This is a genomic window from Flagellimonas sp., from assembly GCF_965601775.1.
Lineage (GTDB): Bacteria > Bacteroidota > Bacteroidia > Flavobacteriales > Flavobacteriaceae > Flagellimonas.
This window is the reverse complement of the sequence record NZ_OZ271837.1, coordinates 1,921,909-1,940,058: the sequence shown is the minus strand read 5'-3', so window position 1 is coordinate 1,940,058 and position 18,150 is coordinate 1,921,909. Positions and strand designations below refer to the sequence as shown.

Here is an 18,150-nt window from a genome sequence, read left to right as displayed (position 1 = left end):
TTTTTAGTAACATCAAAAATACGGAATTACCATAAAGGTTAAACAGAATTTACCGGAACATAAGTCATTTTAGTACTTTTAATCGCTGTAAAATTCCCACTATGCGATACCATACGAAGCATTTGGATAATCAAATCTTGATTGATTTATACCAAGGAATGCTGAAGCCCAGAATGATAGAAGAAAAAATGCTCATTCTTCTGCGGCAAGGAAAGATATCCAAATGGTTTAGTGGTATAGGTCAGGAAGCCATTTCAGTGGGGGTGACCATGGCTTTAAAAAAGGAGGAATACATTCTTCCCATGCATAGAAATTTGGGGGTTTTTACCACCAGAGATATTCCGTTATACCGTCTTTTTGCACAATGGCAAGGGAAGCAAAGTGGTTTTACCCAAGGAAGGGACAGAAGTTTTCATTTTGGGAGTCAGGAGCATAAAATCGTTGGAATGATATCACATTTAGGCCCCCAGTTGGGCGTTGCTGATGGCATTGCACTGGCTGATATGATTCGACGTAAGAAACGGGTAACGGCTGTCTTTACAGGTGAGGGCGCCACCAGCGAAGGAGATTTTCACGAAGCTTTGAATGTGGCATCAGTTTGGAGTCTTCCTGTGCTGTTTTGTATTGAGAACAATGGATATGGTCTTTCTACGCCTACCAACGAACAGTATAATTGTGAGCATCTTGCAGATAGGGCTAGGGGATACGGAATGGAATCCCGAATTATTGATGGGAACAATATCACTGAGGTGTATACCAAGGTGAATGAAATATGCAAATCCCTTAGAAAGAGACCACGTCCAGTTCTATTAGAATTTAAAACCTTTAGGATGCGTGGACATGAAGAAGCCAGCGGCACAAAGTATGTTCCTGATAAATTAATGAAAAAGTGGGCAAAGAAAGACCCTATTGCCAATTTTGAAGAATACTTAAAGACCCAAAATATACTTTCGGACCAAGAAGATGAAGACTTAAAAGCGGCTATTTCAACTGAGATAGAAGAACATTTGAAGAAAGCTTTTGAAGAAGAAGCAGTTTCCGCAAATACAGAAAAGGAAAAAAATGAGGTGTTCCAAAGTTTTCTATATGAAGATTTCCAGTCAGGAAACAAAACAGAAAACATTCGCTTTGTGGATGCGGTTTCGCGAGGTTTGGAACAATCCATGGATAAGTACAATGAACTTATCATCATGGGGCAGGACATTGCGGAGTACGGAGGTGTGTTTAAGATTACTGAAGGATTCACTAAAAAATTTGGCAAAAGCCGTGTACGCAATACGCCTATTTGTGAATCTGCTATTGTATCCGCGGCCATGGGTCTATCCATCAATGGAATGAAGGCGGTGGTGGAGATGCAGTTTGCAGATTTTGTAAGCTCAGGGTTTAATCCAATCGTTAACTATTTGGCTAAAGTACATTACCGATGGGGTGAAAAGGCCGATGTTGTAATTCGGATGCCTTGTGGTGGTGGGGTTGGTGCCGGGCCCTTCCATTCCCAAACCAATGAAGCTTGGTTTACCAAAGTTCCGGGTTTGAAAGTGGTATACCCAGCTTTTCCTTCGGATGCCAAAGGTTTACTGGCCACAGCGGTCAACGACCCAAATCCGGTATTGTTTTTTGAGCACAAAGGTTTATATCGGAGTGTTTATCAAGATGTTCCTTCGGACTATTATACCTTACCTTTTGGTAAGGCTTCTCTTTTAGAGGAGGGTGAAGACTTAACCGTGGTTTCGTATGGCGCAGGGGTACATTGGGCGAAGGAAATTCTGAAAAAGCATCCAAATATTAAGGCAGATGTCTTAGATTTGCGAACACTTCAACCTCTGGATGTTTCATCCATTTTTACCTCAGTTAAAAAAACAGGAAAGCTAATTGTATTGCAGGAGGATACCCTTTTTGGAGGGGTAGCCAGTGATATTTCAGCAATGGTTATGGAAAACTGCTTTGAGTTTTTGGATGCACCTGTAAAAAGGGCAGGTAGTTTGGATACCCCAGTACCTTTTGCCAAGAATTTGGAGGAGAACTTCTTACCCAAACAACGGTTTGAAAACGCTTTAGTGGAACTGTATGAGTACTAAAAATAAACACTTAACAAATTTTTAACAACACAAAAGACAAATTTGTGTGTCCTAATCGTATATCAACTGTAAAACTTCTAATCTTATGTCAAAAAAAGCTTTTTTACTAGCCGCGGCATTTGGACTGCTGCTAATGTCCTGTTCAGTTTCCAAGAGTGCCCGAACCCAGAGAAATTTATTTAGTGGTAGTTGGACCCTTGATGATATTTCATATGAGAACAATACCGGTACTTTCAAATCCGTAATCTTCAATGATGCCGAAGATATCTGTTTTGAGGGAAGTGATTGGTTCTTTAGGGACAATAATAGTACAGGTCGATATACCATTTCCCAAAGTTCACTTTGTCAAGGTGGGGACCGTTTCTTTAGGTGGTCGGTTGTGGAACCTTCACAGAACTACAGTAGTCAACTTCAGTTCAAATTCATCGATGAAAAAAGAAAAGACATTTCCGGAGGATTTGGATACCGTCTAAATATAAGTAGCCTTACAGAACAAGCCATGACCTTGAGGTCCAATGTTTCTGTGGACGGACAACCGGTTACCATTGTATATCAATTTTCTAAAAAACAATAACTCATGAAAAATATAATAACCAAAGGCACGGTATACGTGCTGACCATTAGCTTGATGTTAAGCTGTAATGCCATTCAAAATGCGAATAACACCCAAAAAGGTGCAGTAATAGGTGCTTCTGGCGGAGCAGTCATTGGGGGTGTTATTGGAAACAATGTAGGCAAAGGAAACACCGCTCTTGGAGCCATAATCGGTGCCGTAGTTGGTGGTGCGGCTGGCGGATACATCGGAAACCGTATGGATAGACAAGCTGAGCGTATCGAGGAGGAGATCCCTGGAGCAGAGGTGAAACGCGTAGGAGAAGGAATCAATGTGACCTTCAACGAAGACGCCGGGGTTTACTTTGACACCAATAAATCGGATGTAAAAGGTACCTCTGCCGCTACTTTGGATAAGTTGGCTGGAATTTTCAAGGAATATCCAAAATCTGTTATTCTAGTTGAAGGGCACACGGATAGTGCAGGACCAGAAGATTATAATATGAACTTGTCAAAACAAAGAGCGGAATCAGTTACCAACTATTTGGTAAGCAAAGGAATTTCTGCAGGTAGGTTTACCACTAAATGGTATGGTGAGGCACAACCGCGAGCAACGAATGAAACTTCCGAAGGCAAAGCCAAAAATCGTAGAGTGGAGTTGGCTATTGTTGCCAGTGACGAGTTAAAAGAAGAAGCCTATCAAAACACGAACTAAGAAATATTCGTAGTTAAAAAGTTTTCCTGAATCCCGGCCAAATGGTCGGGATTTTTATTTGAATGATGTATCTTCAATATGTGAATACGAATGAGGTCGTAATTATTGGAGGGGGATTGGCAGGATTGACCGCGGCAATTGATTTGGCGCAGCGAGGAAAACAAGTACTCATCATCGAAAAGAACAGGTATCCACATCATAAGGTTTGTGGTGAGTATGTTTCCAATGAAGTAAGACCCTATTTGCAAAAATTGGGCTTTGAAGTCCAAAAACTTACCTCGGTAGAAATAACCACTTTACAACTTGGCACGTATACCGGTAAATCCACGGAGGTCAAACTTCCATTGGGCGGATTTGGAATAAGCAGGTATGTATTGGATTATGAGCTGTATCAATTGGCAGAAAAGAGTGGGGTAGAGCTTCTATTCGATTCGGTCCAAGATATAGAGTTTACCGATAACAAATTTATGCTAACCCTTTCGAGTCAAGAATCCTTGGTGGCAGAGGTGGTAATCGGAGCCTTTGGCAAAAGGTCTAATATGGACAAAAGGCTGAATCGGTCCTTTATGAATAAAAAATCAGCGTGGCTCGCAGTCAAATGTCACTACCGCAATTACGATTTCCCAGATGATTTAGTGTCTTTGCAGACTTTCCCGGGAGGTTATGGAGGACTTTCAAAAACCGAAAATGGACAAATCAATTTCTGTTATCTAGCAAAATACAAGGATTTTAAAAAATACGGGAATCTGAAAGAATTTCAGAGCGAAGTGTTATCTATGAATCCAATTCTCGACCATTTTTTGGAATCAGGCACCCCAGTTTTTAAAAAACCTTTGAGTATTGCACAAATTTCATTCGATAAAAAGAAACCTGTAGAGAATCATATGCTAATGTGTGGGGATACAGCAGGTCTGATTCATCCACTATGTGGGAACGGAATGGCTATGGCTATCCATAGTGCAAAAATTGCTGCCGAGTGCATCAACAAGTATCTTGAAAAGGATTTTTATTCTAGAAATACCATGGAAAAGGAGTATAACAAGGCATGGACAAAGGAGTTTCAAAAAAGATTGAAAATAGGAAGAATACTTCAAGGTTTAATGCTGCATACCAATTGGTTTGATTTTGTACTTTCAACCATAGCGGGCTCAAAAAAAATGTTAGCTGGGGTGATTGCTGGAACTCATGGAAAACCAATTTTGCAATGATGGATTTTTCAATTCGAAGTAGAGTCGATGAATTGATGGATGACCCCAATATGGAGTTGCCAACCTTAAGGCAAGCTTATGAAGATATTAATAGATGCAATAATTTATTAGGCGGTGATGCGATTACCATAAACGGGGTTTGGAAATTGATTAAAAAAGACAAACATAAATCGTATACGATTTTGGATATGGGATGTGGTGATGGTACAATGCTTCGGAAACTATCTGATTTTCTCAGTAAAAAAGGGGTTTCGCATAGTATGATGGGTATAGACCTCCGAGATGATGTTTTGTTGATTGCTCGTGAAGAAAGTCGAGATTTTTCTCAAATTGAATACAGGAAAATGGATATACTTCAGGCCGATTCATCCTTTTCATGCGATATTTTAATTAATACTTTAACCATGCATCACTTTGAGGAGGAACGGATTGATGCCTTTTTAGAACAGTTTGTTACCCTTGCCAAAATAGGGGTGGTGATTAATGACCTACAACGAAGCAGACTATCCTATAACCTCTTTAAGGTTTTCAGTTTTTTCTTTATCCGAACCCAGGTGGCAAAAACGGACGGCCTTATTTCCATTAGCAAAGGGTTTCGTAAGGTAGACCTGGAAAATCTGGCAAAAAAAATACCGAATGTTTTTCATACAATTCAATGGAAATGGGCATTTCGCTATGTATGGATAATGCAAATCAATCAACCGAGCGATAGATGAGTGAAGTACGAGTTGTACAGGTAGCGAAACGGCTACCAAAATATAGTAGAACCACTAAGGAAATTCTGCCTTTTGTAGAGATGTGGCTTTCGGGTCAAGAGGAACGCTTTCGTAGAAAGGTGGTAAAGATATTTGAAGGGTCTGGGGTTGAAAAACGTTATGGAATCATGGATATTGAAGAAGTGTTTACAGCCACTTCTTTCCAAGAAAAAAATGATATCTACATACGTGAGGTCAAGAAGCTCGGGCAAGACGTATTGCGACTCGCTTTGGACAAGGCCGGATGGGGGGCTGATTCATTAGATTATATCATTACGGTAAGCTGCACAGGGATAATGATTCCCTCTTTAGATGCCTATTTGGCCAATGCGTTAGGCTTCAAACAAGATATTGTCCGTTTACCAGTGACCGAAATGGGTTGCGCTGCCGGTGTTTCTGGGCTCATTTATGCAAAACATTTTTTGCGCTCCAATCCTGGTAAAAGGGCAGCGGTAGTAGCTGTTGAGAGTCCAACAGCAACGTTTCAACTGAACGACTTTTCTATGGCCAATATGGTAAGTGCTGCCATCTTTGGCGATGGTGCGGCTTGTGCGTTGCTGTCTTCCGAACAGGATATTTCAGGTCCTGAGATAATTGGTGAGGAAATGTATCACTTTAAGGAAGCCACCCATTTGATGGGGTTTGACTTGACCAATACGGGTCTTAAAATGATTCTTGACCCTGCGGTTCCTGAAATGATTTCCACCCACTTCCCTGATATTGTTCATCCATTCCTCAAAAATCACGGAACCCAAATGGAAGAAGTGGATTATTTGATTTTTCACCCTGGGGGTCGAAAAATAGTGGAAACCGTTGAATCTTTATTTGGAGAGCTAGGCAAAAACATTGACGAAACTCGAGAAGTATTACGAAATTTTGGTAATATGAGCAGTGTAACGGTACTATATGTGCTGGAGCAGTTTTTAAATCGGCCGTATGAAGCAGGAAAACAAGGATTGGTTCTCAGTTTCGGACCTGGCTTCTCGGCTCAACGTGTATTATTACGCTGGTAATACTTCATAATTAATGGTAAACAATTCATCCAAATGGGCTTTAATATTAGGGGGTAGTAGTGGTCTCGGATTAGCTACCGCTAAAAAATTGGGAAGGAACGGATATAATTTATTGATCTTACATCGGGATAGGAGGTCTGAACTTCAAACCATTGAAAAAGAGTTTAATTCGATTAGGTCGTTTGGCATTCAATTACATGCTTTTAATGCAGATGCCCTTAACCCAGCGAAAATGCAAGAGGTGGTACAAAGCATTTCTGAGGTACTTGGAGATAACAAACTTGGAGTTTTGGTGCACAGCATTGCCAAAGGCAACCTTAAACCCTTGAAATCGGAAGGTGGTCCAACGCTGAATACATCGGACTTTCAACATACCATTCATGCTATGGGAATCAGCCTGTACGATTGGACCAAGGCTATTTTGAATGCTAATCTATTTGCTAAAGACTCCAGAATCATAGCGTTTACGAGTGAAGGAAGTACAAAAGCTTGGAAAGGTTATGCTGCCGTCTCTGCGGCTAAAGTAACCTTGGAATCCCTTGTTCGTAGTATGGCTTTGGAGTTTGCGCCCAATGGATTGCGTGTGAATTGTGTACAAGCTGGTATTACCGATACTACGTCTTTCCAGATGATTCCTAGAAGTAATGAATTGAGGCAACAAGCAAAAAAGCGAAATCCTTTTGGAAGATTGACTACTCCCGAGGATGTTGCCAATGTGGTTTACCTATTGACTTTAGAAGAGGCCCAATGGATAAATGGAACGGTGGTAAAAGCGGATGGTGGCGAAAGCCTGCGATAATATCTTTTAAAGAATGGAAAAGACCGAAATTCTGTCCAAACTGCCATATTCCAAACCTTTTTTGTTTGTAGATGAGTTGACATACGTGCATTCAGAAGGTGTTGTTGGTAATTTTTCATTTAGGAAGGATTTAGACTTTTACCAAGGACATTTTAAAGATGAACCGATTACCCCGGGAGTTATTTTAACCGAGTGCTGCGCTCAAATTGGGGTAGTGTGCCTCGGTATCTTTCTTTTGGGAGAGGAAATGAATGATAACAAACTTCAAATCGGCATGTCCAGTTCAGAAATGGAGTTTTACATTCCCATTCTTCCTGGAGAAACAGTTAGAGTAGAATCGGAAAAGTTATATTTTCGATTTGGGAAACTCAAATGCAAGGTGAAATTGTATAATCAAAAAGGAGAACTGGCGTGTAAAGGAGTGTTGGCTGGGATGTTTAAATCTGGAAGAGATGGAAAATAGGGTGGTGATTACAGGTTTAGGGGTATGTGCACCGAATGGAATTGGCCTGGAAGAATTTGGAAATGCCTTGGAAAATGGCAAAAGTGGCATTCGATTTTACAAAGAATTAGAAGAACTAAATTTTGGATGTCAAATAGCTGGAGGTCCAATCATTAAAAATATTGATTTAAATAAATACTTCACTAATATTCAGCTTCGAGGATTGGAAGCTACAGGCTTGATTTATGGGGTGATTTCTGGAAAAGATGCCTGGGATGATGCTGGGCTCAAAATCCCCGAAGACGATGAGCCCGATTGGGACAATGGAGTTGTTTTCGGTACAGGGATGCTAGGCGTAGACCGATTCAGAAATGCTATCTACGCAGTGGACGAAGGTAATGTAAGACGTTCAGGAAGCACTACTGTAATTCAAACCATGGCCAGTGGGATAAGTGCTTTTTTAGGGGGTATGCTAGGTTGTGGAAATCAGGTAACAACGAATTCCTCTGCCTGTTCTACCGGTACAGAAGCACTTTTAATGGGCTATGAGCGTGTTAAATCGGGTAAGGCCAAACGAATGCTTGTCGGTAGTTGCAGTGATAGCGGTCCGTATATCTGGGGAGGTTTTGATGCCATGCGAATTTTGCCTAGAAATTACAATGATAAGCCAGAGTTGGCCAGTAGACCAATGAGTGTTTCGGCAGCCGGTTTTGTACCAGGAAGTGGGGCGGGAGCCTTAGTTCTGGAATCCTTGGATAGCGCCTTGGGCAGAAATGCTCATATTTATGCCGAAGTTCTAGGCGGTTCAGTAAATAGTGGAGGCCATCGTGGAGGAGGAAGTATGACCGCACCCAATAGTAAGGCTGTCCAGCACTGTATAACACAGGCTATCGAGAACGCCAATATTTCACAAAATGATATAGACGTAGTTAATGGACACCTAACCGCAACGACTAAAGACCCTGTTGAAATTGAGAATTGGAGTATAGCTTTACGAAGAAAGGGAATGGACTTTCCATATATCAATTCGTTTAAAGGTATGTTCGGACATTGTTTGGCAGCAGCTGGGAGTGTGGAGTGTGTTGGAACTGTGCTTCAATTCAAGCACCAAAAGATTTTTGGCAATATAAATTGTGAGGACATCCATCCTGAAATACTAAAAACTGTTGACGAGTCCAGAATTCCCAGAAAGTCTATGAGTCATAAACCAGAAATTATTGCAAAGGCCAGTTTTGGTTTTGGTGATGTCAATGCCTGTGTTATTTTTAAGCGGTATTCGAAAAATTAAAAAATGTCAGAAAAAGAAAAGAGATACGAAGAACTTAAAAGCATTGTGGCCAATTATCTACCTGATGATGTCTCAGAGGAAAGTATTGCCTTAGAAAGTCATTTTATCAATGAGTTAAATATCAATTCTGCAAACCTTGTGGATATTGTCCTAGACGTTGAGGACGCTTTTGATATCATGCTGGAAAATGAAGATATGGACCAAATGGAAACGGTTCAGGATGCCCTTCAAATCATAGATTCAAAAATCGAAACCAAGTCCCAATAGAGAGAAATCCTGATGAAAGAATTTGCACAGTATGTATTGCATAAGGTAAAAGTGGACAACCGATTGTTGGTAATTTATTGCTTGGTGTACTTTTCTTGGGGGATGGCCATGAATTGGTTTGGTATCCAGGTGGAGATTGCAAAATTTACCTTTTGGTGGCAAGTAATTACCTGTTACATTTTGTATATGGTTCCAATTTCCTTGGTTTTACGTGGTTTACCTTTCCATGCTCAATATGCGTATGGATTAGTGGCTATGGGACTTCTGGAGTTTGGGGGTTATGCCTTGCAGACTTCGTATGCCTATCCGGACAATATCTTGGACCAACTGTTCAATATTAGAAATTTTAGCTTGGGAATGGCTTTGTTTTTTGCGCTTTATTTTCCGCTCGGCAATTGGGGTGTTGGGAGAATTTATACCCTAATTTTCAAAAAAGAACACCCTTAATTAGGGGTCAATATCAAAAATCATTTTTACATTGACGAGATTGTCCTCTCGATTTTTCTTGATTTTGATACCGTAATCAATCGAAAATAAAGACGTGGTTCCTATAAGTTGTTGACCACTTTTTCTAAAGATGATTGTAATTTCTTTTTCAGTCCCTTTTATGGTAAGCATTCCTGTAACAAGAAGCTGATCGTTCGATTTTGTAACCGAAGTACTTTCAAAAGTAATCTTGGGGTGGTCATCTACATCAAAATACTTTCCACTCCTCAAGGACCAATTGCGGAGTCCATTGTTGGTATCCAAAGTTTTGGCTAGGACGGAACCTTTAAAATAGGAGTTTTCCAAATTTTCCCATTCAATGGTTGATTCCGATTCAAAACCCTCTATAGTTCCTTTTACTTTTTTGGATACAAATTCAAATGTGATTTTGGCCGAATTGATTTTTCTATCCATTCGTCTTTCTGAAAACGGATTCACGAGAGTTAGTAGAAAGAAACAAAAGGGAAATAGCATTTTCATAGGCAACAATTTTATTCAAAAGTACATATTCACGCAAAATCAAGAATACAATCTGGCACACACCTTTATATTTTGTTTAAGAATCCATTCTTGAGATAAGAACTGTGGTGTTGAGGATTAAAATTCGATTATGATTAAGTTGAGTAGATGTTAGATTTTGTGTTATGTTAAGAAAAAAGTAATATAAACTGCTGAAATTCATTAATGTGAATTTTTAGCCAACGATTTTTGAGGTAGTGTTAAAAATCAGAAATTGAAGTTAATTTTGCGTAAAAATGTAGGATTATTTGTATCTTAAATGTGTAGATTGCTAAGACCATAATTAAACAAAATATGAACAATCCAACAAAAAGTAATGTAATTCCGACCCAAGAGTTACTTATTCGTTTGGAAAGAAATAACACTGCTATGCATCGTTTGTTGCAGAAGTTGAGTTCATATACCTGCGAACCCAACAATCAGTCCTGCTTCGAAAAACTATACGATCTACGGCAAGATTTCAAATCCTTCTCGAATAGACAAAGTCGTTTAATGGGTCTTCTTAAAGGAAATAGATCAATCGGGGAAAAGCTTGATTATGAGGTTCGAAATCATTTGAAAAGTTTTAAAAAACTGGAGAGTGATATGGCCGCATATCTTCTTGACACCAACCGCTATTACTAGTTTTCGGAAAATTATTCCAACAATTTAAAGAACAGTCGTTAGTTTGTACTGAAAAGCACTGTAATATTGCATTGGAATGCAATATGGTCATATGCCTAGGTCAAGAAATACAGTGCTTATCGTTTTAGCCTTCTTTGCCATCTATGTTATTTGGGGTTCCACCTACTTGATGAACAAAATTGCGGTTCTAGAGCTCCCCCCTTTTATGTTAGCCTCTTTCCGATTTACAACAGCGGGCTTGTTAGTGTTTCTTTTGGCCAAACTAATGGGGATTGAAATTAAAATTAGCCGCAAGCAGCTTTGGAATGCGATTATCGCTGGATTTCTTTTTTTAAGTTTCGGCAATGGTGTTGTGGTTTGGGCGCTTCGATATGTAGATACGGGCTTTGCAGCACTTGAAATCTCGGCACAGCCTCTTATTATTCTTTTGATGATGCGTGTGTTGGAGGGCAAAAAGATCAAGCCCATGTCAGTTATTGGGGTAATCTTTGGGATTATAGGTATCTACCTTTTAGTAAGTCAAAAACAGATAATCGCAAAGGAAAACTCAGTATTGGGAATGATAATGATTTTGGCTTGTATGTTAAGTTGGGGATACGGAAGTCTTTTTGTTGCCAAGGCGGATTTACCCTCGAATTATTTTGTGAATACGGGATACCAAATGTTTACTGGCGGAATTATTTTGGCGCTGATGAGTGTTGGTTTTGGTGAATCATGGGTTTCTCCCGTTAATTGGAGTTTTGATGTGAAAGTAGTGATGGTCCTATTGGTAATTTTTGGAAGTATCCTAGCCTTTACCTCTTTCAACTACTTATTAAAAGTGGTTTCCCCTGAAAAAGTGGCCACCTCTACCTATGTAAACCCTATAGTTGCCATGCTTTTGGGATGGTATTTTTTAAAGGAAGAAATTACCTTACAATCTTTGATTGCCGCCGTGGTTTTATTGACCGGTGTATACTTCATTAATACCAAAAAGACGCTGGCCATTTTTGAACGTTTCAAGAAATAAAGCAGGAATTTAATAGTCATACAACGGACTCTTGCCCAATTTGTACAATTCAATACAAAATAGGGCCACTTCACTACATTTTATTTTTCAGTTTGATGGACCTTCTTCACTTTTGTCGCATCAATCAAAAACATCATATCAATTATCAATCAAAAAACGAACAGTGATGAAACAACTTACTAAAATCCTAGCCGTACTTCTTGCCAAATTACTTTTAGTTTTCCTTTTGTTTGGCAGCGAAACAGCCCAAGCGCAGAATAAAAGCACATCCGTGCGAATTCAAAAAGATGGCAAAACTTCTATTTCCGTTAGCAATCCATTCGGTAAAAATTTTCATGTGGAATATGAAGGTGATATTGTCCTTTCCGATGATGACACCGATATAGAATCCATTTCCCCCGGGGGTTACATGGAAATTAAAAGGTCTGCCTTCGGCAGTCGAAGAAGAATTTTTATCGAACCGGACAATACGGGACAACTTATCAAAAAATATTATGTTGGTAGTTCGCAAAAGAGTTTTGAGGGCGAGGGGCAAAAGTGGTTGGCAGAAGTACTCTTGGATGTAGTGCGCACAACGACTTTGGGGTCGCAACAGCGAGTTGACCGAATATATAAAAAGCGAGGTGCTTATGGTGTTTTACGGGAAGTAAACATTATAGATAGTGATTATGTCAAGACAAGATATATCAAGCTTTTATTAAAGAAGAACCTCAACAACCCAGACATTATCTCTGTGCTTGAAGTAGTAGGGGATGATGTGGATTCCGATTACTACAAGGCTGATATCTTAAAAAATAACTCAGCATCCCTAATGTCCACGGAAGCCAGTATTTCTGCTTTTATCAACGCCGCTTCCAGAATCGATTCGGATCATCACAAGGCTGAGGTGCTCAAAAAAACTCTAAATGAAGGGAGTATCAATGAGAATCAGATGCAATCCATGTTTGTGATTGCACGCGATATAGATTCCGATTATCACAAATCAAAGGTGTTGCTTACCGCACTTAAGAATAGTTCCTTAAACACAAACAACGCTAAACTTTTGGCTAATGCCGCCAAGACGATTGATTCGGACCATCACAGGGCAGAGGTTTTAAAGGCAGCCATAAGTAATTCCAGTCTTCCCGAAAGTACGCAACATAGTTATCTGGATGCTACAGAGGGCATGAGCTCAGATTATCATCTGGGGGATGTACTCTCCAAAATGACAAGTTCAAAAGACCTTGAGCCCTCAACGATTTCCCATGTACTAAAAAGAGTCTCAAGCATGGATTCAGACAGCCATCAAGCAAGTGTATTAAAAAAAATGGTGCAGAGACAAAGCCTTTCTAACGGTAACATGGAAGATTTGGTATCGGCATTGGGTCGTATCAATTCCGATAGTCATACTGCGGCTGTTTTGAAACAAGTTGCGACGCTGAGTCTCAAGGAGAAACAAATGATAGAGGTATTCAGTGCCGTAAGACGAATCAATTCTGACCACCATAAGGCCGAAGTTTTGGTAAAGTTCGCCTCCAAAGCAAGTCAAAGCGGACCAGAGGTTGTAGAAGCATACCGCGCCACTTGCAGTTCAATAAATTCGAATTCCCACTACCGCAGGGCCATAAATGCCATTCAATAGAATTTGCACCGTCGAGTTTCTCATATTGGTATAAGCCAATTATGAGTATTTTGGTGGTATGCGGCAACTGAAATATGATTTATACCAACCCATTATGCGTAAACATCTACTTATAGTTGTGTTGGGTTTTACCCTTGGCGCTCTCTTTTATGTGTATCACAATGTAAATGAACACATCAACTTTTGGGGTGTTCTTTTAAATGGTAGTTTAGGCATAGGTATTTGCTATGTTTTTGACGTAGTAAATCGATTTTTGAACAAAGCCATCGATTGGAAAAAATATACCGGCATCCGTTTACTTACCGGTGTTTTGGTTCATATGATATTGGGAATGGGTATACTTTACCTAGGCCTTAAATCTTATGAATTTATAGATTCGAATCGCAGTTTCTTTTCCAACAGGGATGAAATGGTATTTGTAAAGATGGGCGTTCTATTGTTTTGCGTCGTTTTGGTGTACAATATTATTTATTTCGCTTTTTACAGTTATCAGCAATATGTTCATGGACAATTATTGACATCGCAAATAAGTCGAAGGCAAACGGGCCTACAGCTAGCCGCTTTAAAATCCCAGCTAAGTCCACACTTTCTCTTCAATTGTCTTAATGCTCTGTCTTCCTTGATACCCAAAGACATTGAGTCTGCAGAAAAATTCATTCGCTCTTTGGCAAGTTCATATAACTATCCTTTGGCGACATATAAAAACACCTTGGTAAAGGTCTCGGAGGAGATGGAATTTGTTCGGTCCTACTTTTTTTTGATGAAAACGCGCTTTCAGGAACAAATCACACTTGTTTCAGACATTCCACAATCCGTATTGGACACTAAGATACCCCCTTTAACGCTACAGATGTTGGTGGAAAATGCCATGAAGCACAACACCGCAGATTCAGGAAATCCCCTTCAAATTGAAATTAAAGTTGAAAACGATTTTTTGGAAGTGACGAATAACATTACCAAAAAAAGAACAAATGTTGCTTCCACCAAAATAGGGCTTAGCAATATAGAAGCGCGGTATCAGTTATTGGCAAAAAAGGGGGTTGTTATCCAAAAAGGAAGTGCAGACTTCAGAGTTAAACTACCCATTCTGCCATGAAAAAGTTATTTGTACACCATCCACTTTTTCGCCTACTTAGTCCTTTATTTACAGGTGCATTAATCTACCTGCTCATCCTTTTGATAAATAATACTATTGAGGATTTGAGCGGTAATTTTTTCTCTCAGGAATTATATGTCTGCATTGGCTTAGCCTATGTCATACAGGAAGCCGCAAGGTGTACCATCGTCTTGTTTAACCAGTTAAAAAGACCAAACTCATTTGTTTTAAAGTCCTTACTGCATGTAGGCACTACTTTGCTGATAACCATTAGTTTGGTTATTTCTACTATGTACTTTTATTTTACCCAAGTATTGTCCTACGCTCCTAATTCTAGGGAACTTATCATATTCGTAAGCATTTTCTCGACCGTAGCTTTGTTCTATGTGCTTTTGTACATCAGCAATCATTTTTTACACAAGATAAATACCAGTAGATTGGAGCAAGAGGAACTGGCCAGAATTGAAATGGAGGAGGATTTTGCCACATTTAAGCAGGACATAAATCCTAAGCTGTTATTGGAAAGTCTGGAAGCGATTTTGGTTCTCATGAAAAAGAACCCAGATGAAGCGGAGACCTTGACCGACGATTTTGCTTCAGTGTATAGATACATTCTAACTAGTAAGCGAAGTGAGGTAGTTGGGATTGACAAGGAGCTTTCCGAGTTGAGGAATTTCATTGATGTTTTGAATCGCCTACCTTTTCGGAATTTGAAATTTAAAAGTCATAATCCAAAGAATACCTTGATAGTACCCGGTAGCTTATTATTGATATGTGAAACAATATTGAGGGCCAGTATTCCCTCAAACACAGAAAGTGTGGAGGTGAATTTGGAAGAAGATGAAACCCATTTACTAGTTAAATATAAATATGAGAAAAGACTTAATAATTCACTTAATATCAACAAGTTAAATCCAATAATAAGGAGTTATAATCATTATACAACACTGCCGGTAGAAATCTTGCATTCTAAAGATGTAAAAATGATAAAACTCCCCAAACTCCAATTACAATGAAAGTTGCAATTCTGGAAGATGAACCACTGGCCGCTGAGAAACTGGAACGCTATCTTCAAAAGTATAGTGGTGCCATTGAAGTCTTAAAAATATTACCGTCCCTTGAAGCAGCAGTACCATGGATAAGGGCCCATAAACACCGGGTCGATTTGTTCTTTATGGACGTTCAACTCTCCGATGGTCTCAGTTTTGAAATTTTCAATGCCGTACAGTTGGACAAACCCATCATCTTCACTACTGCCTTTGATGAGTTTGCGCTGGATGCGTTCAAAGTAAACAGCATAGATTACCTATTAAAACCAGTAAAGTTTATGGACTTGACCAAGGCTTTACAAAAGTTGGAGGTCATGAAATCACAGTACTCTGGTGCCGCAAACAACCAATCCTTAGGACAATTGGTTGAAAAAAAGAACTTTAAAAATCGCTTTTTAGTTAAGATAGGGTCTCATTTGCGTGCTGTACCTACTCAGTCGGTATCTGTGTTTTACGCAGAAGGCAGGGATGTATTCTTGATTACCCAAGAAGGCAAACGATTTTTGATTGATTATAAACTGGAAGATTTGGAAGAAATGGTTGATTCTAAACAATTTTTTCGAATAAACCGATCCCACCTGGTTAATCTAAATGCCATTAATGACGTTTTGGTTTATGCCAACCGCAGGTTAAAACTCATACTTTCTGTTAAAATGGAAAAGGAGATAATTGTAAGTCGTGAAAAGGTGGCGGACTTCAAAAAATGGTTTGAAGGTATTGACTAATTCCCGTCATTTTTTTGTCTAAGTTCCTTTAAAGCCCGATTCAAACTTCGGGTAGTGACGCCGATGTAATTCGCAATGTCTTTTTTTGGGAGAATTTCCGTTAGCTGGGGAAAGAGCTTCTGTAAACGAAGCACATTGTCTTCGATAGGATAGGAGTGTTGATAGGAATGTCTGGGTGCCTTATACCGTATTTTATCCGCTAGTCCTTTCATGATAAGCTTATTGAAAGTACTATCTTCCTCAAGAAGTTGTTTATAGAGACTATGGGTAAAGCAAAAGGCTTCGACCTCATTTATTGAGGCCACAGAGCAGATAGTTGATTTGTCACTAAAAACTTCCAATTCACCAAACTCCATGCCCTCGCCCAAAAATTCCTGAATGAATTCCCTTCCATTTTCATCGGTGATATAACACTTGGCTATGCCACGTTTAATTACATATACCTTGCCGTAGCGGTGATTTTGTCTGAAAATTGTGGTTTTGGGTTCAAAAATAGATGCTCCAATCCCGTAAGTTCCTTTGTTATCGAGAGTTCTGATGTAGGAAATAAGACTTTGGTTGGTTCTTATCATTTTATACCTGCTTGGGACAAATGTCCTTTTTTTCTTGTAGAAGAACAGGGTTCTTTGTTATCAAAAATAACAGAATCCGTTTTTAAATGTTTAATCCAGCTGTAAAAACCAAAAAGAGCAATAGCATGTACACGTCTCGGTTTATACAGGTCTGTCTAGCTTCTTTGTTTTTTTCGGCGAGTTTCAATATGCTTATTCCAGAGCTTCCCGCCTATTTGACCCAATTGGGTGGAGCCAAGTATATTGGACTAATTATTTCTCTTTTTACCCTTACGGCTGGACTCTCAAGGCCATTTAGTGGGAAATTGACCGATACCATCGGTCGAAGACCTGTGATGTTGTTCGGTGGGTTTGTATGCTTGGTTTGTGGAATGCTTTACAATTTTACCTATACGGTTTTTGCATTTTTGTTACTTCGGTTATTTCACGGATTTTCAACTGGATTTACACCAACCGCAACCTCCACCTATGTTTCGGATATTGTTCCAGAAGAGCGTCTTGGGGAGGCAATGGGAATACAAGGTATCGCTTTTAGTACTGGTTTGGCTTTGGGTCCAGCTTTGGGAAGCTTAATAAAGGTGCATTTTTCGTATCAGATACTATTCTTCAGTTCGTCGCTTCTGGCCTTATTTGCCATAGCCCTAATGTTAGGGTTGAAAGAAACGGTACGGGTAAAAAAAAGATTTAAACTTCAAAGTCTTGCCATATCCAGACATGAAATATTGGCAAAAGAGGCGATACCTGCTGGGGTAGTCACTTTACTTACCTATGTCGCTTTTGGAGTGGTACTTACCTTGGTGCCGGATTGGAGTGACTACATTGGGCTGGCCAACAAGGGGACTTTCTTTATTGTTTTCACCTTGGCCTCTCTTATGGTGAGATTTGTTGCAGGTTCATTTTCCGACCGGTATGGCAGAGTACCCGTTATAGTGGTTGGCTTGATATTTCTTTTTATATCGATGGTCTTGATGGGTTATTTGCAAACCCCTTCTGGGTTGTTGGTTTCAGCAGGTTTGTATGGATTGGCTATGGGTATAGTTTCCCCGGCAATAAATGCATGGACCATAGATTTGAGCAATCCTAAGTACAAAGGAAGAGCTATAGCCACAATGTATATAGCTCTTGAGGCCGGTATCGGTTTTGGAGCACTGGTTTCTGGAGGGTTTTACCAAGGCGTTAGACTTCGTATACCTATGGTGATGTTTTGTTGTGCGGCAATAGCCTGTCTAGCTTTGGGTTATTTGCTTATTTGGAATGCATATTCAAAAAGAAAGTAAACCTTAGATGAAATGCTACACAAAAGTTAAAAAGCTTTCAATTCAAGCAGTTCTT

20 protein-coding genes are annotated in these 18,150 nt (G+C 39.6%); 18 read left to right on the top strand and 2 right to left on the bottom strand.

Translation table 11 applies throughout. From position 1 onward, the window contains the following. The first annotated feature begins 101 nt into the window (after positions 1-101). The 11 genes from ACSLUF_RS08960 (at position 102) to ACSLUF_RS08910 (ending at position 9,564) form a co-directional block, all read left to right on the top strand. Positions 102-2,078: an alpha-ketoacid dehydrogenase subunit alpha/beta gene (locus ACSLUF_RS08960; RefSeq protein ID WP_435625775.1), complete on the top strand. Its 1,977-nt coding sequence runs from the start codon at positions 102-104 to the stop codon at positions 2,076-2,078. Between the two features lie 85 nt (positions 2,079-2,163). After that, entirely contained in the window at positions 2,164-2,652 is a 489-nt protein-coding gene (locus ACSLUF_RS08955; protein WP_435625774.1) for a lipocalin family protein, read from the top strand. Between the two features lie 3 nt (positions 2,653-2,655). Further along, complete coding sequence (locus ACSLUF_RS08950; protein WP_435625773.1) at positions 2,656-3,345, top strand: OmpA family protein; 690 nt, start codon at positions 2,656-2,658, stop codon at positions 3,343-3,345. Between the two features lie 62 nt (positions 3,346-3,407). Then, entirely contained in the window at positions 3,408-4,553 is a 1,146-nt protein-coding gene (locus tag ACSLUF_RS08945) for an NAD(P)/FAD-dependent oxidoreductase (RefSeq protein ID WP_435625772.1), read from the top strand. Then, positions 4,550-5,269, top strand: a complete 720-nt coding sequence (locus ACSLUF_RS08940) for a methyltransferase domain-containing protein (RefSeq protein ID WP_435625771.1) — start codon at positions 4,550-4,552, stop codon at positions 5,267-5,269. Before ACSLUF_RS08945 ends, ACSLUF_RS08940 begins: the two co-directional genes overlap by 4 nt. Further along, positions 5,266-6,321 (top strand): type III polyketide synthase, encoded by a 1,056-nt coding sequence (locus ACSLUF_RS08935; RefSeq protein ID WP_435625770.1) that lies wholly within the window; start codon positions 5,266-5,268, stop codon positions 6,319-6,321. The genes ACSLUF_RS08940 and ACSLUF_RS08935 overlap by 4 nt, the downstream gene beginning before the upstream one ends. Before the next feature lie 13 nt (positions 6,322-6,334). Then, complete coding sequence (locus ACSLUF_RS08930) at positions 6,335-7,120, top strand: enoyl-ACP reductase FabI (protein ID WP_435625769.1); 786 nt, start codon at positions 6,335-6,337, stop codon at positions 7,118-7,120. Between the two features lie 13 nt (positions 7,121-7,133). Further along, positions 7,134-7,583, top strand: coding sequence for a 3-hydroxyacyl-ACP dehydratase FabZ family protein (locus tag ACSLUF_RS08925; RefSeq protein WP_435625768.1), 450 nt, complete (start codon positions 7,134-7,136; stop codon positions 7,581-7,583). Next, positions 7,573-8,850, top strand: a complete 1,278-nt coding sequence (locus tag ACSLUF_RS08920) for a beta-ketoacyl-[acyl-carrier-protein] synthase family protein (RefSeq protein WP_435625767.1) — start codon at positions 7,573-7,575, stop codon at positions 8,848-8,850. Before ACSLUF_RS08925 ends, ACSLUF_RS08920 begins: the two co-directional genes overlap by 11 nt. A 3-nt stretch (positions 8,851-8,853) precedes the next feature. Beyond that, positions 8,854-9,117: an acyl carrier protein gene (locus tag ACSLUF_RS08915; protein WP_435625766.1), complete on the top strand. Its 264-nt coding sequence runs from the start codon at positions 8,854-8,856 to the stop codon at positions 9,115-9,117. 12 nt (positions 9,118-9,129) lie between these two features. Further along, positions 9,130-9,564, top strand: coding sequence for a hypothetical protein (locus ACSLUF_RS08910; RefSeq protein WP_435625765.1), 435 nt, complete (start codon positions 9,130-9,132; stop codon positions 9,562-9,564). On the opposite strand, the gene ACSLUF_RS08905 is transcribed toward ACSLUF_RS08910, so the two are convergent. After that, positions 9,565-10,083, bottom strand: a complete 519-nt coding sequence (locus tag ACSLUF_RS08905) for a YceI family protein (protein ID WP_435625764.1) — start codon at positions 10,081-10,083, stop codon at positions 9,565-9,567. It abuts the gene before it with no gap. 333 nt (positions 10,084-10,416) lie between these two features. On the opposite strand from ACSLUF_RS08905, the gene ACSLUF_RS08900 reads away from it, so the two are divergent. The 6 genes from ACSLUF_RS08900 (at position 10,417) to ACSLUF_RS08875 (ending at position 16,246) form a co-directional block, all read left to right on the top strand. After that, positions 10,417-10,746, top strand: coding sequence for a hypothetical protein (locus ACSLUF_RS08900; protein ID WP_435625763.1), 330 nt, complete (start codon positions 10,417-10,419; stop codon positions 10,744-10,746). A 91-nt stretch (positions 10,747-10,837) separates the two neighbouring features. Continuing rightward, complete coding sequence (locus ACSLUF_RS08895; protein WP_435625762.1) at positions 10,838-11,755, top strand: EamA family transporter; 918 nt, start codon at positions 10,838-10,840, stop codon at positions 11,753-11,755. A 166-nt stretch (positions 11,756-11,921) separates the two neighbouring features. Further along, entirely contained in the window at positions 11,922-13,376 is a 1,455-nt protein-coding gene (locus ACSLUF_RS08890; protein ID WP_435625761.1) for a hypothetical protein, read from the top strand. A gap of 94 nt (positions 13,377-13,470) precedes the next feature. Beyond that, on the top strand, positions 13,471-14,472 hold the full coding sequence (locus ACSLUF_RS08885) for a sensor histidine kinase (protein ID WP_435625760.1): 1,002 nt from the start codon (positions 13,471-13,473) through the stop codon (positions 14,470-14,472). Then, on the top strand, positions 14,469-15,488 hold the full coding sequence (locus ACSLUF_RS08880) for a histidine kinase (protein ID WP_435625759.1): 1,020 nt from the start codon (positions 14,469-14,471) through the stop codon (positions 15,486-15,488). The genes ACSLUF_RS08885 and ACSLUF_RS08880 overlap by 4 nt, the downstream gene beginning before the upstream one ends. Continuing rightward, positions 15,485-16,246 carry a LytR/AlgR family response regulator transcription factor gene (locus tag ACSLUF_RS08875; RefSeq protein WP_435625758.1) on the top strand — a complete coding sequence of 254 codons (762 nt, stop codon included), beginning with the start codon at positions 15,485-15,487 and terminating at the stop codon, positions 16,244-16,246. Before ACSLUF_RS08880 ends, ACSLUF_RS08875 begins: the two co-directional genes overlap by 4 nt. Here ACSLUF_RS08875 and ACSLUF_RS08870 read toward each other — a convergent pair. Further along, a complete protein-coding gene (locus ACSLUF_RS08870; RefSeq protein ID WP_435625757.1) occupies positions 16,243-16,818 on the bottom strand; it encodes a Crp/Fnr family transcriptional regulator in 576 nt (191 codons plus the stop codon). The two genes, ACSLUF_RS08875 and ACSLUF_RS08870, sit on opposite strands and share 4 nt — an antisense overlap. Before the next feature lie 125 nt (positions 16,819-16,943). On the opposite strand from ACSLUF_RS08870, the gene ACSLUF_RS08865 reads away from it, so the two are divergent. Continuing rightward, entirely contained in the window at positions 16,944-18,095 is a 1,152-nt protein-coding gene (locus tag ACSLUF_RS08865) for an MFS transporter (RefSeq protein WP_435625756.1), read from the top strand. The last annotated feature ends 55 nt before the right edge of the window (positions 18,096-18,150 follow it).